Origin of the sequence: Mucilaginibacter metallidurans, assembly GCF_003286435.2 — a bacterium.
GTDB lineage: Bacteria > Bacteroidota > Bacteroidia > Sphingobacteriales > Sphingobacteriaceae > Mucilaginibacter > Mucilaginibacter gossypii.
On record NZ_CP043449.1, the window covers coordinates 6,451,466 to 6,475,601 of the forward strand.

A 24,136-nucleotide genomic window follows, 5' to 3' on the forward strand; every position below is an offset into this window, starting at 1 on the left:
ACTGATCAAATAATAATTAGACTAGAAGCCCACATTAAGTCCAAATGCCCAGGTTCTCATAAACGGATAGCCGTTATTTTGAGAAACTGCACTCTGCTCCGGGTCAAACCCGTCTTTAATAGAGGTAACTTCAAACAAATCGTTTCCGGAGAAATACACCCTCACCCGTTGGATTTTCAACTTTGTCAGCCAGGCCTGGGGCAGCGTATAGCCAACAATCAATGATTTCAAACGGATATAACGGTTATTTTGCAGCATAAAATCATTATGCAAATAATCATATTGCGAACGTGTATTATTCACGGTCAGCCTTGGATAGCGGGCACCTGTATTTTCAGGTGTCCAGGTTTTACCCAAAAAAGCGGTATTTGAATTGGTCCATACTGCCCAGAATGGATATTCCAGGGTTCCCTGGCGTTCAAGATACTGTGAGCCTACACCTTGAAAGAAGGCGCTGAAATCAATTCCTTTCCACGAGGCTCCCAGGTTCAATCCAAAAACATAATGCGGTGCTGCATCGCCCATGTATTTCACATCGCCTTTATCGCCTTTGGTTGGATCTCCGATGGCACTGATATAGCCGTTACCATCCAAATCTACCTTCTTTGTATCTCCGGGACGTAAATTTTGAGTAGGATCACCCTGTGAAGGCAATTCCCCTTGTTTAACGGATGCATATTTGGCATAATAGGCATCTACCTCGGCCTGATTTTTAAAATAGCCGTCTGTTTGATACATAAACCAGGAATTAAGCGGATAGCCTACAATGGTGCTATTTTGTCCGGCCCACCAGGTTGTAGCACCTTCCATTGATATCAGCTTATTGCGGCTGTCACCTATATTAAACCCTATATTGTAGCTAAGCTGCCCTACTTTATCTTTCCAGGCGACTGTTGCTTCCCATCCGTGTACATTTAAAACGCCGCTATTGGATGTCGGAGCAGTGCCGCCTAATACAGAAGGATAGGTCACATTAATTAGCATCCCATTGTTTTGTTTTTTATAATAGTCAAATGTTGCGGTAAGCCTATTCTTCAGGAATCCCAGGTCAACGCCTATATTCTTATTGTTTACACGTTCCCAGGTACGGGTGTTACTGGTCAGCCCACTCAAAAACGCGGTAGTCTGCTTAGTAGGTGTACTGCCAAAAATTGCATAACCCTGGTTGATGGTGGAAATATAATCGTATAGTCCAATACCTACCTGGTTACCGGTTACACCATAGCTGGCACGCACTTTGAAAAAACTAAGTGCCGTTATGTTCAAATTCTTTATAAAATCCTCGCTGGTTAATACCCAGCCTGCGGAAACACTACCAAAATTAGAGAACTGGTATCCCGGCGCGAAACGGGAAGAACCATCACGACGACCGAGTACATCCAGCAGGTATTTATCTTTATACGAATAGTTTGCCCTTGCTAAATAGGAATAAAATCCCCAATGATTCTGACCTCCGCTTCCTTCTACGTAAGTAGCGGGTGCAGCATTGAGGTCATAAACACCATTGCTACCTATATTGGTGCGGTAAGCATACAATCCTTTAATATCATTTTTCTCCGCATTCACCCCACCAAAAGCGGTGATATGATGATCTCCGAATGATTTGTTATACCGTAGATAAGCGCCATAATTCTGATAAAAAGTATTGTCTGACTCGGCGCGGATATTAGATGTCGGATTAATGCTTGAAGGGGCAAGTGTACCATCCCACTGATACATCGGGATAGTCAGGTTATAATTATCCAACCGGTATTGGTTTGACTGGATAGAGCCGGTACCTTCCAGCTCCAGGTCCTTTGTCAATGCAAAGTCGGCTTTCAGATCCACCCTCATCAATTCATTTCCTGCAATATTTCTTCCGCCATCGGTGGTACTGGCCACCGAGTTTCTGTTGCCGGCGCTGCCAAAATTGGCATACCATTGCCCATAGGGATTTTTAGCGGGGAAAAATGGCGGATCTTCGGCAATCATATCAAAACCCAAACCGCTTGACGGCCCCGAAGTCTGGTCTTTCTGATAGGTAACACCGGATTGCAGTTTAAACCAGTCAGTAATTTTAAAATCATAGTTTAACCTCAGATTATATTGCCTTTGGCCATCATAAGCTGTTGCCAGGTTTCCGCGGTTATCGGCATAACCCAGCGAAAGCCTATAATTGGTTCTTTCCGTTGAACCGGAAATGCCCAGGTTGTGTTGCTGTGAAGGGCGGGAAGCGAACAACTCATCAAACCTGTTGGCCTGACCGATAAATATATTGCCCCAGTATTGCGTTGAATATATGCCTTCAACGCCTTGCTGCATTTTCTGCAGATTGGTAAGTGACTGCCAGCCCCAGTAGTTGGGTACTGTTTCCTGCTGATTGGCATCTATCCAAAATGTCGCATATTGCTGCATGGTAGGCGTAGGTGTCTTAATGCCGATGGTATTGAAACGGATATTGGCATTGTAATCCAGTTTCATCTGGCCCTTGCCTCTCTTGGTAGTTACCAGAACAACCCCGTTTGCAGCCCTTGATCCATAGATCGCTGCCATACCATCTTTCAAAACACTGACAGACTCAATGTCATCGGGGTTCATCGTAAAAAACGCGTTCCCTGTAGCCGCGGGCACGCCGTCGATCACGATAAGCGGAGAACCACCGTTTACAGAAGTGGCACCGCGGACGTCAAAGCTGATACCCTCATTACCCGGCCTTGAAGACGTTCGGGTTACCACGAGACCTGGTGTTGCTCCTTGCAGTGCTAATGCCGGGTTAGTTACTGCACGGCTTTCAAAAACCTTACTGCTCACCTGTTCAACAGCTCCTGTTAATGTTGCCTTTTTTTGCGTACCATAACCAACCACGATAATTTCGTTTAGTTTATTGTCCGAAATTTTAAGTTTGACGTTAATGGCTGTTTGGCCGGCCACCGGGATCTCCTGGGTTTCAAAACCGATGAAGCTGTAAACAAGTACGAGATTGGTTTCTCCGGCAGGTATAGTAATTGAATAAGTACCCGTATTATCCGTCGTGGTATTAATGTTTTTTCCTTTTATAGTTACCGTGACACCGGGGAGAGGCCCACCCTTCTCATCTGTGACGACACCTTTGACAACTACTGCCTGAACATTCTCAACCTCGGGTACCCGGGGTTTACGTTGAATAACAATGAGCTTATTTTTAAAACTATATGTCAACGGCTGATTACGGAAGCATGCTTTAAGCACTTCCGCCAGAGGGGTATTTTTAAAATCCACATTTACCGTGCTCGCTCCATCAAGCATCTCATCGGTATACAGGAATGTATAGCCGGTTTGATTTTGTATTTCAGTAAATATTTGGATAATAGATGCATTTTTTCCGGAGAAGGTTACTTTTTGAGCACGGGCCGCAAAGGATATCTGAAGAAAAGCTGTGATCAATAAAACGAGGGTAAGTTTCATTACCAACAGAAATTTATGGATATAGGCAGAAAGCCTACACCCAGTAAGAGTATAAAATTTCATATCTTTGAAATGTTTGGGTTTAAATTGGTTTATCGTTGTGGATCAATTGTATATCGGTTTGTTAAACTCAAGCGCCTTACCGGGAGTGTTCTCAGCACTTCCGGTTTCGTTTATAAAGTTTATACCGTTATTGTAAAAATCATGGCATAACTATTACTCTCCTTTCTACAATTTTAAAGTGTACTAATCCTGTTAATTCAAGTGCATTTAACACTTCGGTTATGTTCTCAGAACGCGGTACGGTTCCAACGAAGCCTTCATGCGTCGCGGGCCCCTGGTATTGTATACTTACATTATACCACCGTGCCACTTTACGCATGATGGTTTCAATATTTTCATGTGCGAAATTGAAATTCCCGTTCTTCCATTCTATAGCCTGGGCAGCGTTTACTTTTGATACCTGTATACTTTCGTTTACACGGGCCTGCTCACCGGGAGCGATCAGCTTTTGGTCTTTTCCTGAAATTACTTTTACCGAACCTTCGAGCAGGGTTGTATTGGTGGATTTTTCATCTGTATATCCCATAATATTAAAATGCGTCCCTAATACTTCTACTACGGAATGATTTACAGTTACCCTGAAAGGCATGGTCTTATTTTTTGCCACCTCAAAATAAGCTTCGCCGGATAGTTCAACATTCCGTTCCTTACCGGCAAAGGCAACCGGGAATTTAAGTGAGGAGGCCGCATTTAGCCATACATGAGTGCCATCGGGTAATACAACCTGGTATTGCCCTCCGTTTGGTGTGGAAATCGTATTATATTCAGATGAAGGTTCTTGATTATTCACTTGTTTATTGGAAGCGTTATATACTAATTTTCCATCCGCTGTTTTATCAACGGTGCTGTTACGCTGATTAGCTAAAAGACCCTTTTTTGCCGTTTCCAGAATAATTTTAGAGCCGTTAGCCAATGTTAGCATGGCCTTGTTACCACCCGGAGATATTTTATTGAAGCTGGCTCCATTTTTTGCCATTTGCTGTTTATCCGAAACTTTCCGGATATATATTCCGACTGTGAGAAATAATAAGATTGCCGCCGCTACAGCGATTACCTTTCTTAAGGAGAGTTTTGATTGGATTGAAGTATTCCGATTGTCATCAGCCTCCAAGTCATCCAGCCTGGCGTCAATTTTGCTGAGTAGTTCCGGATGTTGCATCGGCTCATGATCAGCAAGTTCTTTAAAAAAATGACCATACTCTTCCAACAAGGGTGCTAGTTCCTCTTCGGGAATTGATTTAAGCCATTTAGTAAACAGCTCATGTTCCTGTTCGGTATGCTCGTTTTTAGAAAACTTTTCCAGAAAATTGCGGCGTGTTCTTTCGTCCATATATGCATAAGACGATCAGGAAAGAAGAAAGGAGTATCCGAAAAAAAATATTTTCAAATCTTTTTAGAAAACTCCCAAAATACTTGTAATCAGGATGAAAATAATCGGCTCCAAATACCAATCAAAAACAGCCCTATGGTCAGTTCGCTGTGGCTATGTATATATTTCCTAACGAAATCCATTCCGGTGTACAATTGTTTTTTTACGGTGGCTTTAGAGATGGATAGTTTGGTGGCAATTTCGTCTAAAGAAAGACCGTCCTTGGTTCGTAATTCCACAATCTGTCTTCTTTTTTCGGGGAGCAGATTAATGGCATCCTGCGCTATCAGGTAATAATCTTTATAATTAATATAATCGTCTGACCGTTCACAGCTTTCTTCAGATACGGGCTGAACCATAACCAGTATTTTAGCTTCTGTCTTGCTTCTTTTAATATGATCTAATAACAGATTTTTAGCGGAACGATATAGGTATGAGCGGAAGGAGGTAATGTTTCCCAGTGTCTCCCTGCGCTCCCAGATTTTGATAAAAATACACTGCGCAATCTCTTCGGTTAACTCTTTTGAATTGCAGATGAAATAGATATAACGATATAAATTATTAATGTCCCTTTTATACAATACCGTGAAAGCTTTACGGTCGCCACGAGAGAGTTGCTTTATCAATTCACTCTCATCTAATTGGACTAACATGATTTTTAAATTTATCAGTATAAGAATAAATCGAAATACAAACTACATTAAATAACGAACCGGTTTATTTCAAACCGAGTCCTATTCACTAAATAAATTTATAACTAATCCGTTTTAGGGACAACATTATAACTGGCATCCAAATGTAATAATTATTTTACCAAAGGCAATACCTTCCATTATGGACTTTCGCCGAAAACCCGTGATTTGAAAAGATCAGTCAATTGGAAATTAAAATTGGTTTACGTAAACAAATACCGCAACGGGACTGGAATACATCATGGCCAATGCCCCGAACGTTTAAAAGCCCAGCCTGCATTGAGGCAGATCGCTGCTTAGCGGCGGCAAGGTGAAGACCTGGAGCATACCAACGCGATGACAACGCAAGTCAAACAAGTATACCAGGGAATTTTAAACCGTCAGCGGGAATGGCTGCTGGAAAAAAACAGCCAAGAAACCGGCTTAAATGAAGACCTCATCCGCAAACCATTGCAGTATCTTAACCTCGAAGAAGAACAGCTGGGGTATATATAAGATTATGATTGATCGTTTTTTCATTTGGAAGCGATCAAATGCCCAACTGAGCAATCAGCAGACATTTTAGGGATCATATTCGGGAAATATCTGTCTGACACTCGGCTTAATTTAATTAGTTCAAAAACTGTTCACGGTATTCTGTAGGCGTAAGTCCGACTTCTTTTTTGAACAACCTTGAAAAGTAAGGCGGATTTTCAAAACCTAATTGGTATGCGGTTTCCGCTACGGTTTTATCTGTGCTCATCAGTATGTTTTTTGCTTCGTTTACTAAAGCAATATGAATATGTTCGAGAGCAGCTTTACCGGTTTCCTGCCTGAGCAGATCACTAAGATAACGGGCAGACAGTGACAATTGCGATGCCATGTACGCAACTGTAGGCAAACCGTGTTTTTCTAAATTGCCGGATTCAAAATATCTCTTCAATATTTCCGAAAATCTCGAAGTTACGGTGCCGGACAATACTGAGCGGTTTAAAAATTGACGTTTATAAAATCTTTGAGCATATTTTAATATGGAATCAATATGTGCCAGCATGATGTCTTTGCTGTAATCATCCTGGTTATTGTCATACTCATGACGGATCTTATTGAAAACGTCCCAGATGATCTCTTCTTCTTTCGGAGACAAATGCAAAGCCTCGTTAGCCTCATAGTCAAAATAGCCGTATTTTTTTATCATGGCATGAAGTGGATGGCCTAAAAGGTAATCCTCATCGATGTAGATCATAAAACCACGCTCTGTCAGTTCCAAATCGCTCATGCTGATAATCTGGTTAGGCTTAAGAAAGAACATGGAGCCGTTATCATGATCATATTTTGTTTTACCGTACATCACTGTGCCGGACCTGATCTTTTTTAAGGCGATCTTGTAAAATCCCATGGTGAATTCCGTATGCGCGAAAACACAACCCTTGATGTCGTCAAAAGTGATCAGCCCGAGCAAGGGGTTTTCAGGAGGCGGAAATCCGTTTACCGTGTATAATTCTGCAATTGTCTGAAAGTGCTTCATTTTATATAAGTTAAAGATTGTGATTTTTTTACAGATAAACCAAATGCGTTTTACGAGCACGATGTAAAGCGCTTCTTTCACTTGGATGATAAAGATTAAAACCCCGCCTCTCCGGGCGGGGTTTACCTGACATAGTTATAAAGGCGAATTAAATCATCGACAATACCGCAGCGATCTTTTCGTCGTTATGCGGTGGATACCTGAAATCAGGCTCCCCGGAAACTGGCTTTTTAAGAACACTCTTGTAATGAGAAAATGAACGAAAACCTGCTTCGCCATGATAATTCCCTGTTCCACTATTACCGACGCCTCCAAAAGGCAATGCGCCGTTTGCGGTGTGCATAATGGTCTCATTGATTGCGCCCCCGCCGAACGAAACTTCTGACAGTACTCGTTGCGTAGCCGCATCGTCTGCTGTAAAAAGGTACAAAGCCAACGGTTTGGCCTGTTGTTTGATTACAGAAATGATATTTCCCAAATCTTCAAATGTCATAACCGGCAGCACGGGACCGAAGATCTCATCCTGCATGATCTTATCATCCCAGGTTACATTTGTCATTACCGTAGGCTCGATGATGCGGCCCTCAATATCATAGCCGCCACCTAAAACTACTTTTTGCTGATCGATCAGATTGACTAAACGCTCGGTATTTTCTACCGTAATAATATTAGCGTAATTGTTATTTTCTATCCTGTAATCAGCCCTGACGATCTCGTCCTTCAATAACTGCAGGAATTGTGTTTCAACCGAGCGATGAACATAAATATAATCGGGTGCGATGCAGGTTTGTCCTCCATTGATGAATTTCCCCCAGACCAATTTTCTGACGGCGTTTTGCAGGTCAGCATCCGGCAACACAATTGCCGGACTCTTGCCACCCAATTCCAGGGTCACCGGTGTAAGATGTTTGGCCGCTGCCTGATAAACGATCTTACCAACCGGAACGCTTCCGGTAAAAAATATTTTATCGAATTGTTGTTCCAGCAGCGCGTTGGTTTCTACTCTGCCGCCCTCAACCACTGTGAAGAAAGCTGGGTCAAAATTGTTGTTGATCAGCGAGGCCATTAACTTGCTGCAATGTTCGGTTTGGCGGCTCGGCTTCAGCACAACGGTACAGCCAGCTGCAATAGCCGCCACCGCAGGCGACAAAGTCAGATTCAAAGGGTAATTCCACGCGCCTATGATTAGGCTGACGCCCAATGGTTCCGGTACAATAAAGCTTTCGCCTGGTTGGTTAAACCCGTCTGTTTCTACCGGTTTGACGGCAGCCCATTTTGCGAGATTTTTTAAGGCGTCGTCAATTTCCTGGTGAATGATAAATAGTTCGGTGACAATGTTCTCAAAAGTGCCCTTTCCGAAATCTTTAAATACGGCCTCGTTCAACTGAACCGTATTTTCTTTCAGTATCCCTTTTAGTTTCTGTAATTGAGTTATTCTGAATTCAACGGGTTTGGTCGCATTACTGTTGAAATAATCCCGCTGCGCTTTTACTAATTCTTCCATGTTTTGATGATAGTAAACCGGCTTGACCGGTTGGGTTCCTTTAATAATGATATTGCTTATTTCAGGTCTTTCATGATAGCACCCTCATACATCTTTGGTGCATAGTTCTGAAGGAAAACAATCATGCCTGACATTTTACCTACCGGATTGAGCATTTTAGGCTCTTTTGCGCCGATAAGTTTTTCTATAGCACCGACTACCGCCTCAGGTCCGGGCGCGGCCTCCATGCTTTTCTGTGCATTGGCGTTAACTTTATTCCTGAAATTATTATAATCCGGAATATCGCCCTTAGCGCCCTCGGAATGCTCACCAAGCCCGGTTTTAAACCAAAGCGGTTCAATCATGCTCACCTTGATATTGAATTGCTGCAGTTCAAAGCGCAGCGATTTGAAATATCCTTCCAGTGCATGTTTAGAAGCCGAATAATAGGATAAACCCGGAGGACCGATGATCCCGACAATAGAACTGACCGTAATGATCTGTCCCGACCTTTGCTTTCTGAAAATTGGCAATAAAGCATTGGTGATGTTGACGGTGCCCCAGAAATTAGTCTCAAATTGTTTTCGTCCCAGCTCTACCGGCGTCTCTTCTGCCAGCCCCATGAGCATATAACCCGCGTTGTTGACCAGTACGTCGATTTTGCCGGCTACTGCGGTTAACTCCTTTTGAAATGAACTGACGGAGTCTTCATCAGAAATATCCAAAGCCAGCAGTTTGAAGGCTACTTTGCCGGCGTATTTCTGCGGCTCCCGACTGGTGCCAATCACATTGAAGCCTTTTTTGTGCAGGTTGTTGGCCAACAACAGGCCGAAACCTGATGATGCACCTGTGATTAAAATCGTTTTTTTCATTTGATTTTTTTGTTCATCATGCTGTTGCTTTTACCGCAACTTGGCCTGATCGTTTATGATTATTTTTTTTGTAATTGCTTGTTGGCCTCACCAATATAATAGCCCATGTTTTTCTCGACTTTCAGCGGGCCAACGTCATTCAGCATTTTTCCCAAAACGGGGATTCGCAGGGAAAGTCCAGGCCAGGCTAATGATTTTTGAAACTCAATCTGTGAGTTCAGGATTTCCGATTCCGGCGGGTAAGCAACGGCATTGATCTGCTGCTTGACGGTAACCAGGGCTGTCTTGTCAAAAGTGGCAATGCGGCTGGCCATGGTCATCACGAACTTATCCAGTTGGTCGTCAGGTACAGCCCGCGTCACCCAACCGTACCGCTCGGCTATGTCTGCGTTATAGTCATCAGCACTTATCAATATTTCCAATGCGCGGTCCCTGCCGGTAAGCCTGGGTAACTGATTGGTGCTGCCACCACCCGGGAACAGACCAACGCCAACTTCCGGTTGATTAAAAACTGCCAGTTCTTTACTGGCGTAACGAAGATCAAATGCGAGCGTCAGTTCATCACCGCCGCCCTGGGTACGGCCCCTGATGGAAGCAATACTGATGAAAGGCGCTTTGGAAAGGTTTGTGACAAGTTCCACCCAAAGTGGCTTGCCATCTGCGCCTGTTTGCTTCACGAAATTCGGAAACTGGCCAAGGTCGAAGTGGTTGTAAAAGTAACCGGAAACTTCGCTGGAAAAGATGACTACTTTGATGTGCTCATCCTTACTCAATTCTTTAACAGTCTCGTTCAGGCTGGCGATTGTTTCGGGGATAATTAAGTTCACCGGTCCGTTGGCAAACTTTACTTTACAGATTTCTGGTGTCAGCCGCTCGGTGCTGATTGTTGATTTCGCCTGGCTCTGCGCATCAACAGAATTGATGAACAACAGTGCGGCGAATAAGGTAATGGCTGTTTTTAACTTTTTCATTTTAAAAGGGTTGTAAACTGCGGACACAGATCAATCTTTGGGCATACAGCCGTGTTTCCGGCCTGACTAACCTTTCCGCAAGGGAAGGTGCTGTTAAATATCCCTGCAATCCGCATCGTTAATTAATGCGACAAACATAAATGCCAGCCATTATCCCTGAGGTATACAAAAGTCGGAAGATGTTATACATTTTGACGTTAGCCAGCCAAGTGTTTGATAAATATTTGATCACGAATAAAAAAGCAATTTACAATTTGTGTCATTCGGTACAAATTGTAAATTGCGCCACTGCCGGAGAGTGAATCAGCTCCCTGGTTTATGTAGTGGAGGGCGCCAGTATTAAATCCAGCGCAGTGATAGACTTTTAAAAAAATGGGCTTTTTCTGCTTTTCAGGACTTTAGATTAAGTAATTTATAATTAAATATTTAGGCAACTCATATGAAAAAGAGAATTGTAGTTTTCCTGTTTACAGGTTTCTTGCTTTCCCGACAGAAGGGGCAGGCGCAGACCCTCGAAAAAATGCAATGGTTTAATGAACCGGAAAAATGGGAGATAAAAAATAACACGTTGACGATGTCGGTAACTCCCCAGAGCGATTACTGGAGGATTTCCCACTATGGTTTTACCGTTGACGATGCACCCTATTTATATACCACTTACGGCGGGGAATTTGAAGCTAAGGTTAAGTTATCCGGAGCCTACAAGGCCAGGTTTGACCAGACCTGCCTCATGATTCGCACAGATCATGAGAACTATATCAAAACCGGCGTAGAATTCGTCGACGGAAAGCTGAATGTGAGTTCTGTCGTAACCCACCATACAAGCGACTGGAGCGTGATCACACTGGACAAACTTCCTCCTTTTATCTGGATCAAAGTTGTAAGGAGATTGGATGCCGTAGAAATTTTTTACTCCCTGGACGATAAAACCTACATTTTGTCCAGGAACTCTTTTTTACAGGATAATCGGCCGGTGACCGTGGGCTTAATGGCGGCAAGTCCGGATGGACAAGGCTTTGAAGCGAAATTTGAGAATTTCAATGTAAAACACTTACCAGACCAACGGAGACTCAACTGGCTCAAGAATAACTAAAGTTGTCCGGGTGACCAGTCAGAACACTTTCAACCTTTTCAACGCTAGCATTAGCCACAGCTTTTAAAAGTCAGAGGTAGCTTTTCAAACAGGAATCTCCTGGAAGTGTAAAAAAAAATATATAATTACTGTATCAACCGATACAGTAATTATATTTATCTCCTCAATGGCAGGAAGAAATAAAATATATAACGAAGAAGAAGCTTTAGACAAGGCAATCGGCGTGTTTTGGGAAAAAGGTTATGATAATGCGTCATCCCGTGATCTTCAAAATGCGATGGGTATTGGAATGGGTAGTTTTTACCTTGCCTACAAAGGAGGAAAACAGGAATTGTTTATCAAATCAATGAATCGTTTTTTCGCTACCTATCCAACTCATGCCTTGTCCATGCTGAAGACGATTGAAAATCCAATCGAAGTGATCCGCCAGTATTATTACGTCATGGCAGATCCGAAAGGCCGGTTCCGGCAGTTTGGCTGTTATTTCAGTAATGCGATTATCCAGGTTAGTGAGCCGGATTTAAAGGATACCGCAATCGGGTATGTGGTGACTATTGCCGACGCCTTTTCAGCCGCCCTTCTACGGGCTAAGGAAGCCGGGATTATTCAACCGCAGATACCACAGGAAATGTGGAATCTATATCTGCTCAATTTATGGACAGGTCTTAACGCCACTAAATTCGTAGAAAAAGATGTATCAAAAATTAAAGCGATAATAGACTTTAGTTTAAAGGTTTTTGAATAAACTTTTTTTTTTGAGCTAATTTGTATCAACTGATATAGCTTGGCCAGCTCCGAAATCGTGTTGGCTGAATGGCGTTGATAAGGCAAGTTCATCGTTAAATGGAAAAAGGAAAATGGTGGCTGGAAAGTGTACCTCGGTTTCTGGAATACAAAAGCCCGGCGACTCCGTTCACTGATTTTCTGTAAATTAAAATCGATAATCTTTAAAGGTGTATGAAATAGAGATATAGGGCAGCCCGGGTGAAAGCCTATCTTTCGAATCCTGCCTTCAGCAAGCTGGCTCGGAGCCCCACCCTTAAGCGATGACAGATCATCCAATATTGGGTTTGGGTAAGTTCTAACGACTTGCAAATTTCTCCGCTACGCCGTTCCTCGACATACCTTGAAATAAATACGGCCCGCCAGGCAAATGGAAAATCCGATATCGTGCGGCAGACTGTAGCGGCTAGTGCTTTTTTATCGATGGGATCGTCTATAAAAACAGCAGTATGAACATTCAATAGCTTTTCAGATTTTGAATGCTTGTCGGTGCTTATACCAAGTGTTAATTCATCAGAAAAAAAGATCCGCTCATTTGCTCTTTTTCGGTAGGCCAATAAAATTTTAATCCGAAGAATGCCGATAAGCCAGGTTTTCTCTGTACTGCGATATCCAAATTTAGAGACCTGTTCGAACGCAGTCAGAAAAGTGTCCTGAACGATATCTTTTACAAGGTCTTCATCGTTTAACTTTCGCCTTGCGTATCTATGGAGGTAGTCTGAATATTGATCGTTCCAACATTCCGGGTTAACGCTGCCGAAATAGCTATTTAAGGTCGGCTGTGACAATTTATTGGATTCCATAGCTGATGTGATAAGGGTTGGTTAGGGTTACCATACGGAATGGCAACCATTAATGATGGCGGCTCAGGCATGCTCATCACAATCACCGTACTTAAAAAGAAAAATGCCGCACTTTTTTGCAAAACTTCTATCAAAATATTAGTCTATATACTTTAATACACCAGGCATAGGCCTTTCATTGGTAACGTCATTAGGGCTTTGGATATTGCATTATGCAATATCCAAATATAGTCAAAGCGACAATTAACAATGATGACCAATGCTATTTATGACGTAAAAGTGAGCATACCAATAAGAAACTCATTTTAGCTAACTTTGATATTGCAGCAACCGACAGTACTAATTTATTTTAGCCTGTTTAAACCTTGAATAATGAAAAACGTAAATACAATTACCCAGAGATCGAACTGTCCTATTAGCTTTTCACTTGATTTTATTGGCGATAAATGGTCATTGCTTATCATCAGAGATATGATGCTTTTTGAGAAAAGTACCTACTCTGATTTCCTGAACTCCCAGGAAAAGATAGCTTCTAACATTGCCCGCGACCGTCTTATAAAATTAACGGAACATGGATTTATATCCAGATCCGGTAGTCAGGCACGGCACTGGAACCGGCCATATAAACTGACCGAAAAAGCATTCGATCTTATACCCGTTATAGTCGATTTAACTTTATGGGGTCTCAAGTATGGACCATTCGGCACAATGGAACATAGTGGTGCGATGGAAACAAAAAACAGAACAAAATTAATAGCTGATATCGAGCAGAAATTGCGCGCTCAAGGCGTTATTAAAGCAATCGCTTATTGATTCCGGACACAACCGTTACTGCCTTTTGTAAGGCCGGCTCTCAGGATAGGTTGTTTGTTTCCCTTTTGATCGCACTTTTGCGGCGGGCCTGCGAATCTTCAAAATAGATTAGTGCATCCTCCATTTTCAAAGTCCGATATTTTTTCAAATCATTAACAAACCCTTGCAGCTGACGGGTATAGTATGTTTTACCTAGTTTCATTTCTACCTCCGCCTGGATACACCATAGTTTACCTACTACTTCACTCATGTCCCGCTTCAGTTCAGCTAGGCGTTCCCGATCCATTCCAACATGGGTTATTTCCAAAGGCAACGTTTTATAGGGTTTTAAATCCTGTACACATATGGTCCGTTGCTGCGGAGTACGCTTGATCCGGAACCCGGCACCCATCGCTACGTTCAGCGAATCATTGTAATTCTCTTCTCCTATATTTTCTTCATCTATACTGATCTCCTGCTTACGGCGCGAACGTGCCAAATGCGGCAGTATCGCATGGCTTAAGGCCCTGCCCAGGTAACCTTTTTTCCTGCTTCTCGGTTCAACATACCAATGCAGGTCACCGATCATGTCATACACAGCACCCACAAATTTTCCCTTCCCGTTACCGATAAAATAGAAATTCTTCGGCTCATGGTTTCCCGTTTTTCTTAAAATCCAGGTCTGTCCATACCAAACCAAAATGCACATCAAAGCCAATCGGCTGTGCTGTTATAAAAAACTTAGGGTTTGGCTTATTCAGCGCCTTAATGATTTGTGAGATTGTTTCGTCCGTCATCTTAATTACAACGCCGGTTTTCCGGCAGCAACGAAGATAAGGCTCCCAAGTAAAAACACACACTTCATATTCCTAAAAAATAATCCGGCCGTTGCCTTCGGCCGGGCTATCCATTGCAATCTTTTTCAAAGGATTTCCATTGCTATCCCTAACGGATGGTTTACCATTTTTAACAGATATCCAGGTTAAAACGCCGATCTGTTTGGGGTTGTTAATCGCCTACGGCTCCAATGGCATTTTTTATTAAAACCTATTTTTTTTCAGTCGAAACGGGTAAAAAGCGCAGCTAAAATCACGCCCGTAGTAGTTTTTGGGTTGAAGAAAGACTACGGCATAATTCAGTCACTCGTACCTCGTTCCTTCAGCCTCCGGCACTTATTCCGTTTCCTTTCTTCTCCGTACGGGCGTTTCGATTTGCTTTCTTTTTTCCCTTTTTCTTTTGAAAAAAATCATCCCAAAAGTCACGGCGGGAAAAGGAAAGCGAAACGAAATATTTATTCACTAAAAACAAATTTATTATGCTTTTCACAGGACGACTAACCGCAGATGCCGAAGTCAAAAAACTCAAAAACGACAAGAAAGTCACCAATTTCACCGTAGCCCTCAACACCAAATTCAAAACCAAAGCTGGCGAAAAAAAGGAAAAAACGGCCTTTATTGATTGCGCCTATTGGGTAAACCCCGGCCTCGCTATTTACCTCACCAAAGGGGCAATCGTGGAAATTAACGGATGGATGGAAGCCCAAGCCTATCTCAGCAACAAAGACCAAACGGCCAAATCCCGGCTTGTTTGCTCCGTGGACAAAATCAAGCTTTTTTCATCCCTAAGCACCGCAACCCGCACGGAAGCAGAACCGGAAAAAGCGGGCAACCCGCCATACACCACAGGCGCGGGGGCTGACGACGACGACCTGCCATTTTAATTAACCCATCATTTCAAACCTTTAAAAATTACCATCATGGCTCATAACTTAAATTTCAATAACAATACCAATGAATACAGCTTTTTCAGCCGTAAAGAAAAAGCATGGCACGGATTAGGCAAAATCGTGGAGGATTACCCGACAAGTAGCCAAGCCATCCAATATGCAGGATTGGATTATACCGTAGAAAAACGCCCCCTGTTTACCTATGATAGCGAAAACCACAACGGCGACCCCGACACCGATCTCATTATTCCCGAAATTGAAGTACCCAACTATTTTGCCACCATCCGCACCGATACCGAGCAGGTATTAGGCGTAGTGGGTAAGGATTACAAAATCGTACAAAACCGGGATGCATTCAGCTTTTTTGATGCTATCGTAGGTGGCGGGGATGGTATCCTGTACGAAACCGCAGGGGCTTTAGGAAAGGGCGAACGCATTTTTATTACTGCCAAACTCCCCGGCTATATTAAAGTGGGCAAGGATGATTTTATTGAACAATACCTTTTCCTGACCACCTCCCACGATGGCCTCGGCAGTATTATGGCAGCATTTACACCCGTGCGCATTGTCTGCAACAATACCCTTAACGCCGCATTGTCCAACCACCGTAACGCTATCAAAATCAGGCATACCGCCTCGGCTAACGACCGCCTGAAACAGGCGCATACCCTGATGGGCATTACCAACAATCTATCCAATGACCTGAACGATATCTTTAATCACTGGTCAAAAGTGCGCATCACTGATAAAGAGGTGAAAAAGCTGATTGAAATGGCACTTGCACCCAATAAGGAAACCGTACAAAACCTGTTAAACGGGAAAAACGAAGAACTATCCACCGTTTACACCAACATGGTAGATAAGGCTTTTGAGTATGCCATGACCTGCCCCTCACAGCAGATGGAAACAACAGCGGGAACTGTGTTTGGTGCCTACAATGCCATCACCGGCTATTTCCAAAACGTCCGCAATTACAAAGACGGGGAAGCCAAATTTAAATCCATCATCGAGGGCAACGCCAAACTGAAAGGCCAGACCGCATTCGACCTGTGCCGGAATTTTTCCAAGCACCTTAACGCCAATTTTTTAACTCTTAACTAACCGCTCAAAAGGGGGAGCAATCCCCCTTTAAATCCTAATAAGATTTAACGATGAAAACATTAAATAACTTCACTAATGTAGATAAGGCCAAACTGGTACACGGCTTATTTATACACGAAATACCCGGCTTTTTAGCCTTTACCCGTGAACTGTCCGAATACATGAGAACGCACCCCGATGAAGTGCGCAAGGTTTGGAAAAATCAATTGTTCGGCGTGGATTTTTGGTTTGAGTTAGCAGAAGAATCCGACCGCAAAATCAAGCGTTACGGCAAGCAACTGGAAAAAAGCAGCAGCGTTTTTGCCGACCAGCTTTTTGACGGTTACGGCGCTTTGTACTTAAACCATTGCCTCGTAACCTATACCGAAAAGGGCAAACACGGCGACCCCAAATTCAAAACCGCCGTTGACCTATTCTTTAACCCTTAATCCCACACACACATGACACGTTCAAATCTTCATATCACTTTATCAAATGGCGACAAACTGCAATGCGTTGCAGATGGAAGCAGCGCACCCGAACAGGGATATATTGTAGAGCATTTGCTATTGCCTTTACTGTCTTTTCACGATGCTAAAAAGGAAATGGCATTGATAACGGAGCATTGCACATTAGGCGGACAGCGCACCAACGCAGACTACCGTTACATTATCGACCTGAAAAACGAGCATATCGGTTTTTACGAGGAACATTATAACTACGGCAAGGACACCTTAAAAAAAGGTATCGACCTGACAGGGCGTTACATCTCTTACCTCAAAAAACTGGAAACGGAAACCGAATTATTCACTAAACGCAAATTCAGGAACATAACTAATAAAGAACTGGTAAAGCGTATTAACGGGTTGCCGGATTTCAAATGGGACGATGAGGGGGTAGAACTGAACCGCCGTAGATTATTATCCAACGGTGCTTTTATCTACAAAATGCAGGGTAATACTATAATCATCCTGAAAGACGAATAGCCGGAATAACGAATTATTGACCATTCAAATTTTACTAAAATGACAACTAACTTTTTTCAAAATATCATCAGCTTGAACGCCCCCGGCGTTTGGAATATCAGCATTACCACCGACGAGCAGGGCAAAGTAAAAATTATGGGTTTATATAACCTGCCTAAAAACGGCACACAAGCAGCCAAAGTCGTACCGCCTTTTATTGTAAGCGGTACAGCCGAAGAGGTAGACAACACCTTTTTTGATACCATAGAGAAACCGATACAGGAAACCGCAGGGGTATTTCATAATATGGAAGATTACCGCAAAGGACTGGAAAAAGCAAAAAACCTGTCCAAAGCCACCACAACCGCCAAACCTGCGACACCAACGGTTGCCAAAAGCCCCGACCAGGAACTGCCCGACCCGAAAGCGGAAAAGAAAAAGGCCTACGATACGGCTATCAAGGCAATTCATGATTTACAGGCTGATTGCAAATACGAGGAAGCTTTAGCCCTGTTACCCCCCATTGAGGAACACCCCGAAAAGGAAACCGAGTTAAAAAACCTGCGGATTGACCTCAACCGCAAAAAGGAACAATTAGCACAAATCAAATTATTCTAACCCTAACAGATACGACCATGTTTAGTGATTTATTACCAAGGGTTTTTATCCATAAAGAAAACGGGCAGGAAATATTATTGACCGACCCCGATAGAAACCTTAGCCCCGAAGAAGTGTGTGATTCTTATGCTGCCCTGTATGCGATTTTGGCAACTGCCAAAATCATTGGGCCGGAATTTAAGAACGACACCGCCCAATACCAGTTTGTCACCACATTAGGCACAAAAGGATAACATGAAAAACAACACACAGGCAGGCTTTATCAGCCTGCCTAAATCCAAAAGACAATGCAAACTCTATCAACAATTAGCAACATTCGCAGAAAGCCTCAACCAACTGTCGGACGCAGCAGCCGTGCAAAGGGACAAAGCCAAATCGATACCCTTGCCTCATGTGCCGATGGTTTTATGAACCATCGCTTTTTACCGCTTTGCGTGTCGGAATCCCAATTGCCTGACCGGGAAAAAGTTGAGCAGGGGTATTTTCAATCGATAACGGAATTGTGCAATGTGAACGGAATACAGCAGTTGGATGTAAGCCACCTGCCATATCCCTATAACATCTTACTCAGCCATCATGACCTGTCCATCAAGCTGAACAGGCAACCTTACGAAGTTCAACTGGTCATTACCAAAGATGATAATGATGCCGTTGCGCTCTCAACGAAACAGGAATTTGAGTTCGGGCAAACCCTGTATTATATTCCGGTTATCCCGCTTTACCGTTTCCTGCGGGATAGTAAAAACAGGGCAACGGGTAATCTTCTACTTGCGGTGATGTCCTACCTGTACAGAGAGGCCGGAGTTCCTTACCACAGGGAACAGGAGAGTTTTATGGCCGGGGAATATGAAATGTTTAAAGAATATTTTTTAGAAACAATGGAAGAAAGTCCTGACGATTACGAAGAAGATATGGCCGACATCAACCGCACGGAGATATGCAGCGACATCATGCTGCGAAAAATTCGCAGTCCCTACCACCTGCAAAATTTGGAAAAAGCAATTCAGCGTTTCCATCCGCAGAACCAGCGGGATGATGATTGTTTGAACATGGCTGCTGAGGCTTTGTCGCTCTACCGTGATTTTCCGGCCAATCACATTTGGCAGCACCTGAGCGATTTGGAAGATTGGGATGACACTGCCGGATGCGATGCTTATATCTCTTTTATTGCCGATGGTACGGGCTGGCTGTATGATAGGATCGAGCAGAATGTAAATGACTACCTCGGGAATTTCAGCTACGTGCATCAGCCGACTATCGTCGTTGATTATGAAGGCAACACCAACCAACCCCGCACCCTTGAATTTGAACACCGGCTATACGAACTGGTACTCAGTTTATCCACCATTTTATTTGATTTACCATGAGAGAGAACATCACCCATAGTTTTGGAAAACTATACGAACCGCTGAAGGCTTTTGTTATTTATCGCGAACCTCAGGAGAAAAATGTTTATGTGGAAGCGTTCGATATGGACAAGAATGGTAAGCCCGTTAATGCGCACCCTTTATCGTTACAGGAAAGCATTTCGTTAGCTAAAGCCCTTGATACTTCGGAAGATTTGCAAACCAGCTTTTTAGACCCCATAGGCCTAATGCCCAAAAACGTATTGTACATCAACCGTGGGCGCAATGCTTTTGCTCTTTGGCAGACCCCGGCGCAAAAGGTAAGGTTGTTATTCAAGGACGATTTAGGCATCCCCAACGGGGAGGCGTATATCCCGCCGATGGTTTGGAAAGCCTCCCGCACTACCCTTTATGTTTATGCACTGTATACGGACGAGCCTGTGAACTTAACCTCAACCCTGCACAAAGCCCCGTACTTCAATATTTACGCCGATGGTAAAGTTTGTCTCGGCACGGTTTCTATCCAAATCCCCAAAGATTGCGGTTTGGAGGAATTTATGCGCCAATGGCAAATCTATTTTTTCAATAGCTTTTTCAGCCATACGCTCGGCGGCGTAAGCCCCGTAAAAGGTAATATCGTTCAGCTTTGGAAAAAGCTGATTGGTACTGATGCGCCATTCCCCGCCGACAACTTAATCCCATTTAAAACCACCGTTAAAGACCTCATCAAATGAAAACACTACCCGCCATACATTTTACCGCCAGTTCATTGGTTGACCCGACCAACCCCATAACCGTTAACCTGATTGGTGCAGGTGGCACAGGCCACCGCATGCTCACTGAACTGCTCAGGATACATATATCCTTACAGGCATTCGGTCGCCCCGGCTTGCAGGTCAATGTGTTCGATGATGACATCATCAGTGATGCCAACAGGGGACGGCAGCTATTTGCCCAATCGGAAATCGGGCATTACAAATCTGTTATCTTGATCAACCGTATCAACCGGAGCAATGGCACCAACTGGAAAGCCATACCCGAACGGTTCAGCACCAACACCCTGCACCTGTTACCATCATCGGGTAAAGCCAATATCTACATTACTTGTGTAGATACCGTTAGCGCACGTTTTGATATTGCTAACGCTTTACGAAAAGTTTGCAGAAACAGCCGTAACGACCGTGCCCAGCCCTTTTACTGGATGGATTGCGGGAACGGCAGGATTACAGGCCAGGTATTATTGGCCACCTTAACCGAAATCAAACAGCCCGACTCGGAACGTTTCCGAACCGTCGCCGAACTGCCCAAAGTCACCGATGAATTTAAACACCTGTTGGAGGAAGTAGACGATAACGACGAACCAAGCTGTTCACAGGCAGAAGCCCTAAAGAAACAGGATTTGTTTGTCAATACTGGCTTAGCTGTTAACGGTGCAGAATTGCTTTGGCAATTGCTCTGCGAGGGTATGATTGAATACAGGGGTGTATTTATCAATATCAAAAAGTTCAAAACCGTGCCGTTAAAAGTGGCGTGATAATCGGTTATTAGGTGCTAATAAGTGCGGGAGAAATCCCGCCTTTTAGGGATTGGGAGGCAAAAAAAATCGCGCCACCCGGCCACTTGCTCCTTGATCCGCAACAGGCCGGGCGGCGATAAGGTAGCCTGACTTTCATTAAAGCAGCGCCCTCTCAGGGTTTCCCCGCTTTAACAAAACACAGGCTGTTTTTTAATAATTATGCTGGTTTTGTATCTTTAAGCATAATTTTAGAGACCTTTTCACTACTTGATACCCTTTCTTATGATGACGATCAACGATATTATTGTTTTGTTAACGCTGATCATCGCGCTGATCGCTATCATTAACGAAAAGAACCGGGCGCACCTGCTGCTGAAATTCACCAAGCTGGACAGGTGGCTTTTTTGTTTGGCTTTGGTGCTGATCAATTATTTTGTGTTTTATCCCGATTTTGAGCAAAAAGATTGGGTGATTCATTCGCTTTACTTTAATGGTTTCGGTTTGCACCAGCCACGGCATTGGGCCTATATCATTACGCTCATCAGTCTGATTTACCTTTTTTATAAGATCTACGGTTCATTCTATGCCAAATTTCAGATTGAAAAGGTCAATGCTTTTTATAATAAGCAGATCGAGAACTTGGAATTATCCTTTTTAATTGACCTGATCGAGCGATACCACAAAAATGATATTATCCGATGGGTGAGTAAAAAGCAAGTCAAGGAAGACAATCCCGAACCGGATATTGAAATTGATGAACCAGAAACATGGCAAGTTAAAGTAGCTAATTGGTGGACTGGATTTATAGCCGGGCTATTTCCGCTATCATGGAATAACCGAAGTACATATGCCCGTAGTGTGCTGTACGCTATTATCAACACGCCGGGATTTGTTTGCCATGCCGCCAATCTTCGCCCGTATTTCTTCCCGGATATTTACCGGCACTTTACTGCCGCGCAGGACGACCAATATCCGAAAGAATTAATTAACTCTTTTTTTAATGAATTGCTGCGGGACAAAAATTACTGGTTAAAAAAGGAACTGAAAGCAAGCGAATCCTTCGATACCGGTCAGCCGGTACGATTTCACGAGGAAAATAAAATACTATCAGGCTTACTGGAAGATTTGACGGTTTCCGCGAAAAGCAAGATTTGGCAGTCCTTCGGTGATACCGCGGTGCATGAACTCCAGGAGGAAATTCAAAAGGGTTTGGATAGCCCACTTTATCAGGAATATTTTTCTGACAACCAGCTTTGGGAATTTAAAACCCAATTCTTCTTTCAATTCTATAAGATTCTGATTATCGAAGCCATTAATAAACTGCATGACGGTGAACATTTCTGGCTCTTTTATTATGACCGGATCATTGAAAAGATCATCAAAGCATGGGAGAAAAATCCGCCCGTGGAAGACATCAGAAAAACGGTGGGCCATAAATTCATCGAAAATATTTTTGATACCCTCCAGCAATGGCTTGAGTTTGCTAACGAAAGAGAGCATACTGGATTGTATTATGATATTATAAGATGCATCGGTAGGGTATTGCAGGTGGTTAATGATTCTAACGAATACCCGGAAAAGGATAAGATCAGGATGCTTGACCTGTTATTTATAACTTATTGCAACTTAAAGGATAACGGGCAAACAGATACCTTGCGAACAAAATTGGAGGAGATTATTAAAAAACCAAATAATCTGGTAGAAGCAGGTTTTCCATATTATGGAATCGTTGCCACGGCCTGGGATCAATTTGATAAGGTACCGCATAGGGTTCAGAATTTTACGGACTATGCCTACTTTGGACGGTTCAAACGTAATGTAATCCAGCCACTTGGGTTGCCAACTAATACGCACTGAGATATTTGTAATTGTGATATTTAATAGCGAAATTTAAAATAACAAGTCCGTCAGCCTATGAAAACGAAAGTCCGCTTTGAATTTGATACCCAGTTATTCTACCCGGCTTATAATGGCCCGAGGAACATCATCTTTGAAAATCCGCCGCATATCCCCGCGACCGGTGACTCGGTTAACTTTAGGATCACCGACTTTTTTGACGATAAAAAAGTGATCAAAAAGTTTGAGGCGTTGGATGATGGCAATGTTTTCTATGCGGAACGCTTACAGGCAATCTATAGTAAAGAGGAGATAGAGATCATTGTAGTGGTTTACGAAGAAGCCATCTTTAAAGAGAATTTCCCGCAGTTCTTTGCGCATAGCATGGTGTAACTTATAAAGTTTTGGCAGTATTAAACATCTTGGATTTTTGACCAGACGACATCACTATTATTTAAATTGGGAAGCCTATCTGTTAATAGCTGTTTAATCATAGATTCAAACCAACCCGTTGCGAACGGAGATATGTAAACCTGGTCAATAAGTTGCTCCATATTCATATCGACGGCAGCGCCTATCTCAAACAGGGGTTCCTTAGTTAACTTGTCATATTGGTTAATAGCTAAAACCCGGTATTCCTTTTCATAGGCATAAGGGGGGCGTTTATTCGCAGAAACATGAAACTGGCCAACATTGAAGTGGCTTAGCGCTTCATAAGTTACTGAGCCACCTGTAAATTCAAATTTCGTATTGCTTGCCAATTGCGCTTTCAGCTTTCCGACAGTTGTTTTGATGGCCACGCCTTCACCAGATCCCCGCAAATAGATCTTCCACATTGCATAACTCTCGTTATTATCCATGTTCCAGCTGCTTGAAAGTGTCCATTGCCGGTAGTCCTTGATATGCTCCGCCTCCTCGTTTGCCCTTTGGGTCGCTTCTGTCAGGGACATATATGGATCGATCTTTTGCAGCCACCTGACCTTTGATTCAATAGTTTCCTCTACAAGTAGTCCTTCCAGTTTATCCGTATAACAATCTATCAGTTTAAAAAACAGGTTTTGATTGCGCAGCAGGGAATAGAAGCTGATGAAGTCCATATACCGGAATAGTATCGTATCATCTGGTGGGTTTTGCAGTTGCTTGTTCTCTTTGTACATTTATAAATAAATTAAGCCAGTGGGTTCATACCTGTTTGAGG

General features: G+C 43.1%; 26 protein-coding genes. 15 read left to right on the top strand and 11 right to left on the bottom strand.

The window, feature by feature from the left end; translation table 11 throughout:
• Positions 1-21 precede the first annotated feature (21 nt).
• The 3 genes from DIU38_RS27695 to DIU38_RS27705 all read right to left on the bottom strand — a co-directional run bounded on the left by DIU38_RS27695 (position 22) and on the right by DIU38_RS27705 (position 5,508).
• A complete protein-coding gene (locus DIU38_RS27695) occupies positions 22-3,423 on the bottom strand; it encodes a TonB-dependent receptor (RefSeq protein ID WP_208057672.1) in 3,402 nt (1,133 codons plus the stop codon).
• A gap of 202 nt (positions 3,424-3,625) precedes the next feature.
• A complete protein-coding gene (locus DIU38_RS27700) occupies positions 3,626-4,816 on the bottom strand; it encodes a FecR family protein (RefSeq protein WP_112652574.1) in 1,191 nt (396 codons plus the stop codon).
• Between the two features lie 89 nt (positions 4,817-4,905).
• Positions 4,906-5,508, bottom strand: a complete 603-nt coding sequence (locus DIU38_RS27705; RefSeq protein WP_112652573.1) for an RNA polymerase sigma factor — start codon at positions 5,506-5,508, stop codon at positions 4,906-4,908.
• Between the two features lie 375 nt (positions 5,509-5,883).
• Here DIU38_RS27705 and DIU38_RS33265 point away from each other — a divergent pair, with 375 nt between their 5' ends.
• A complete protein-coding gene (locus DIU38_RS33265) occupies positions 5,884-6,042 on the top strand; it encodes a hypothetical protein (protein WP_167516295.1) in 159 nt (52 codons plus the stop codon).
• A 115-nt stretch (positions 6,043-6,157) separates the two neighbouring features.
• Here the strand turns inward: DIU38_RS33265 and DIU38_RS27710 are convergent, their stop codons facing one another.
• The 4 genes from DIU38_RS27710 to DIU38_RS27725 all read right to left on the bottom strand — a co-directional run bounded on the left by DIU38_RS27710 (position 6,158) and on the right by DIU38_RS27725 (position 10,380).
• The gene (locus tag DIU38_RS27710) at positions 6,158-7,054 is read right to left on the bottom strand and encodes a helix-turn-helix domain-containing protein (RefSeq protein ID WP_112652608.1); all 897 of its coding nucleotides are present in this window, start codon (positions 7,052-7,054) and stop codon (positions 6,158-6,160) included.
• A 148-nt stretch (positions 7,055-7,202) separates the two neighbouring features.
• On the bottom strand, positions 7,203-8,558 hold the full coding sequence (locus DIU38_RS27715) for an aldehyde dehydrogenase family protein (protein WP_112652572.1): 1,356 nt from the start codon (positions 8,556-8,558) through the stop codon (positions 7,203-7,205).
• Between the two features lie 56 nt (positions 8,559-8,614).
• Positions 8,615-9,409 carry an SDR family oxidoreductase gene (locus tag DIU38_RS27720; RefSeq protein WP_112652571.1) on the bottom strand — a complete coding sequence of 265 codons (795 nt, stop codon included), beginning with the start codon at positions 9,407-9,409 and terminating at the stop codon, positions 8,615-8,617.
• Between the two features lie 59 nt (positions 9,410-9,468).
• A complete protein-coding gene (locus tag DIU38_RS27725) occupies positions 9,469-10,380 on the bottom strand; it encodes an enoyl-CoA hydratase/isomerase family protein (RefSeq protein WP_112652570.1) in 912 nt (303 codons plus the stop codon).
• A 439-nt stretch (positions 10,381-10,819) separates the two neighbouring features.
• On the opposite strand from DIU38_RS27725, the gene DIU38_RS27730 reads away from it, so the two are divergent.
• A complete protein-coding gene (locus DIU38_RS27730; RefSeq protein WP_112652569.1) occupies positions 10,820-11,473 on the top strand; it encodes a DUF1349 domain-containing protein in 654 nt (217 codons plus the stop codon).
• A 166-nt stretch (positions 11,474-11,639) separates the two neighbouring features.
• Positions 11,640-12,218 (top strand): TetR/AcrR family transcriptional regulator, encoded by a 579-nt coding sequence (locus DIU38_RS27735; protein ID WP_112652568.1) that lies wholly within the window; start codon positions 11,640-11,642, stop codon positions 12,216-12,218.
• A 247-nt stretch (positions 12,219-12,465) separates the two neighbouring features.
• Here DIU38_RS27735 and DIU38_RS27740 read toward each other — a convergent pair whose 3' ends face one another.
• Positions 12,466-13,059 carry an RNA polymerase sigma factor gene (locus DIU38_RS27740; RefSeq protein WP_112652567.1) on the bottom strand — a complete coding sequence of 198 codons (594 nt, stop codon included), beginning with the start codon at positions 13,057-13,059 and terminating at the stop codon, positions 12,466-12,468.
• Between the two features lie 372 nt (positions 13,060-13,431).
• Between DIU38_RS27740 and DIU38_RS27745 the strand changes: the two genes are divergently transcribed.
• Positions 13,432-13,872 (top strand): winged helix-turn-helix transcriptional regulator, encoded by a 441-nt coding sequence (locus DIU38_RS27745; protein WP_112652566.1) that lies wholly within the window; start codon positions 13,432-13,434, stop codon positions 13,870-13,872.
• Between the two features lie 40 nt (positions 13,873-13,912).
• On the opposite strand, the gene DIU38_RS27750 is transcribed toward DIU38_RS27745, so the two are convergent.
• On the bottom strand, positions 13,913-14,449 hold the full coding sequence (locus DIU38_RS27750) for a hypothetical protein (RefSeq protein ID WP_146750387.1): 537 nt from the start codon (positions 14,447-14,449) through the stop codon (positions 13,913-13,915).
• Positions 14,450-14,501: 52 nt separating this feature from the next.
• Positions 14,502-14,648: a hypothetical protein gene (locus DIU38_RS33270; protein WP_167516296.1), complete on the bottom strand. Its 147-nt coding sequence runs from the start codon at positions 14,646-14,648 to the stop codon at positions 14,502-14,504.
• A gap of 518 nt (positions 14,649-15,166) precedes the next feature.
• Between DIU38_RS33270 and DIU38_RS27755 the strand changes: the two genes are divergently transcribed.
• The 11 genes from DIU38_RS27755 (at position 15,167) to DIU38_RS27805 (ending at position 23,331) form a co-directional block, all read left to right on the top strand.
• Positions 15,167-15,571: a single-stranded DNA-binding protein gene (locus DIU38_RS27755; RefSeq protein ID WP_112652564.1), complete on the top strand. Its 405-nt coding sequence runs from the start codon at positions 15,167-15,169 to the stop codon at positions 15,569-15,571.
• A gap of 36 nt (positions 15,572-15,607) precedes the next feature.
• Positions 15,608-16,678 (top strand): DUF932 domain-containing protein, encoded by a 1,071-nt coding sequence (locus tag DIU38_RS27760; RefSeq protein WP_112652563.1) that lies wholly within the window; start codon positions 15,608-15,610, stop codon positions 16,676-16,678.
• Between the two features lie 50 nt (positions 16,679-16,728).
• Positions 16,729-17,106, top strand: a complete 378-nt coding sequence (locus DIU38_RS27765) for a hypothetical protein (protein ID WP_112652562.1) — start codon at positions 16,729-16,731, stop codon at positions 17,104-17,106.
• Between the two features lie 12 nt (positions 17,107-17,118).
• The gene (locus DIU38_RS33625; RefSeq protein WP_208057671.1) at positions 17,119-17,643 is read left to right on the top strand and encodes a hypothetical protein; all 525 of its coding nucleotides are present in this window, start codon (positions 17,119-17,121) and stop codon (positions 17,641-17,643) included.
• Between the two features lie 39 nt (positions 17,644-17,682).
• Complete coding sequence (locus DIU38_RS27775; protein WP_112652561.1) at positions 17,683-18,240, top strand: PRTRC system protein E; 558 nt, start codon at positions 17,683-17,685, stop codon at positions 18,238-18,240.
• Positions 18,241-18,257: 17 nt separating this feature from the next.
• Positions 18,258-18,473, top strand: coding sequence for a PRTRC system protein C (locus DIU38_RS27780; protein ID WP_112652560.1), 216 nt, complete (start codon positions 18,258-18,260; stop codon positions 18,471-18,473).
• A 54-nt stretch (positions 18,474-18,527) separates the two neighbouring features.
• On the top strand, positions 18,528-19,607 hold the full coding sequence (locus DIU38_RS27785) for a hypothetical protein (protein ID WP_146750386.1): 1,080 nt from the start codon (positions 18,528-18,530) through the stop codon (positions 19,605-19,607).
• Positions 19,604-20,320 (top strand): PRTRC system protein B, encoded by a 717-nt coding sequence (locus DIU38_RS27790; protein ID WP_112652558.1) that lies wholly within the window; start codon positions 19,604-19,606, stop codon positions 20,318-20,320. The genes DIU38_RS27785 and DIU38_RS27790 overlap by 4 nt, the downstream gene beginning before the upstream one ends.
• The gene (locus DIU38_RS27795) at positions 20,317-21,120 is read left to right on the top strand and encodes a PRTRC system ThiF family protein (RefSeq protein ID WP_112652557.1); all 804 of its coding nucleotides are present in this window, start codon (positions 20,317-20,319) and stop codon (positions 21,118-21,120) included. Before DIU38_RS27790 ends, DIU38_RS27795 begins: the two co-directional genes overlap by 4 nt.
• A gap of 264 nt (positions 21,121-21,384) precedes the next feature.
• Entirely contained in the window at positions 21,385-22,959 is a 1,575-nt protein-coding gene (locus DIU38_RS27800) for a hypothetical protein (protein ID WP_149354189.1), read from the top strand.
• A 57-nt stretch (positions 22,960-23,016) separates the two neighbouring features.
• Positions 23,017-23,331 (top strand): hypothetical protein, encoded by a 315-nt coding sequence (locus tag DIU38_RS27805; RefSeq protein WP_149354190.1) that lies wholly within the window; start codon positions 23,017-23,019, stop codon positions 23,329-23,331.
• Positions 23,332-23,351: 20 nt separating this feature from the next.
• On the opposite strand, the gene DIU38_RS27810 is transcribed toward DIU38_RS27805, so the two are convergent.
• Positions 23,352-24,095 (bottom strand): hypothetical protein, encoded by a 744-nt coding sequence (locus tag DIU38_RS27810; RefSeq protein WP_112653097.1) that lies wholly within the window; start codon positions 24,093-24,095, stop codon positions 23,352-23,354.
• Positions 24,096-24,136: the final 41 nt, after the last annotated feature.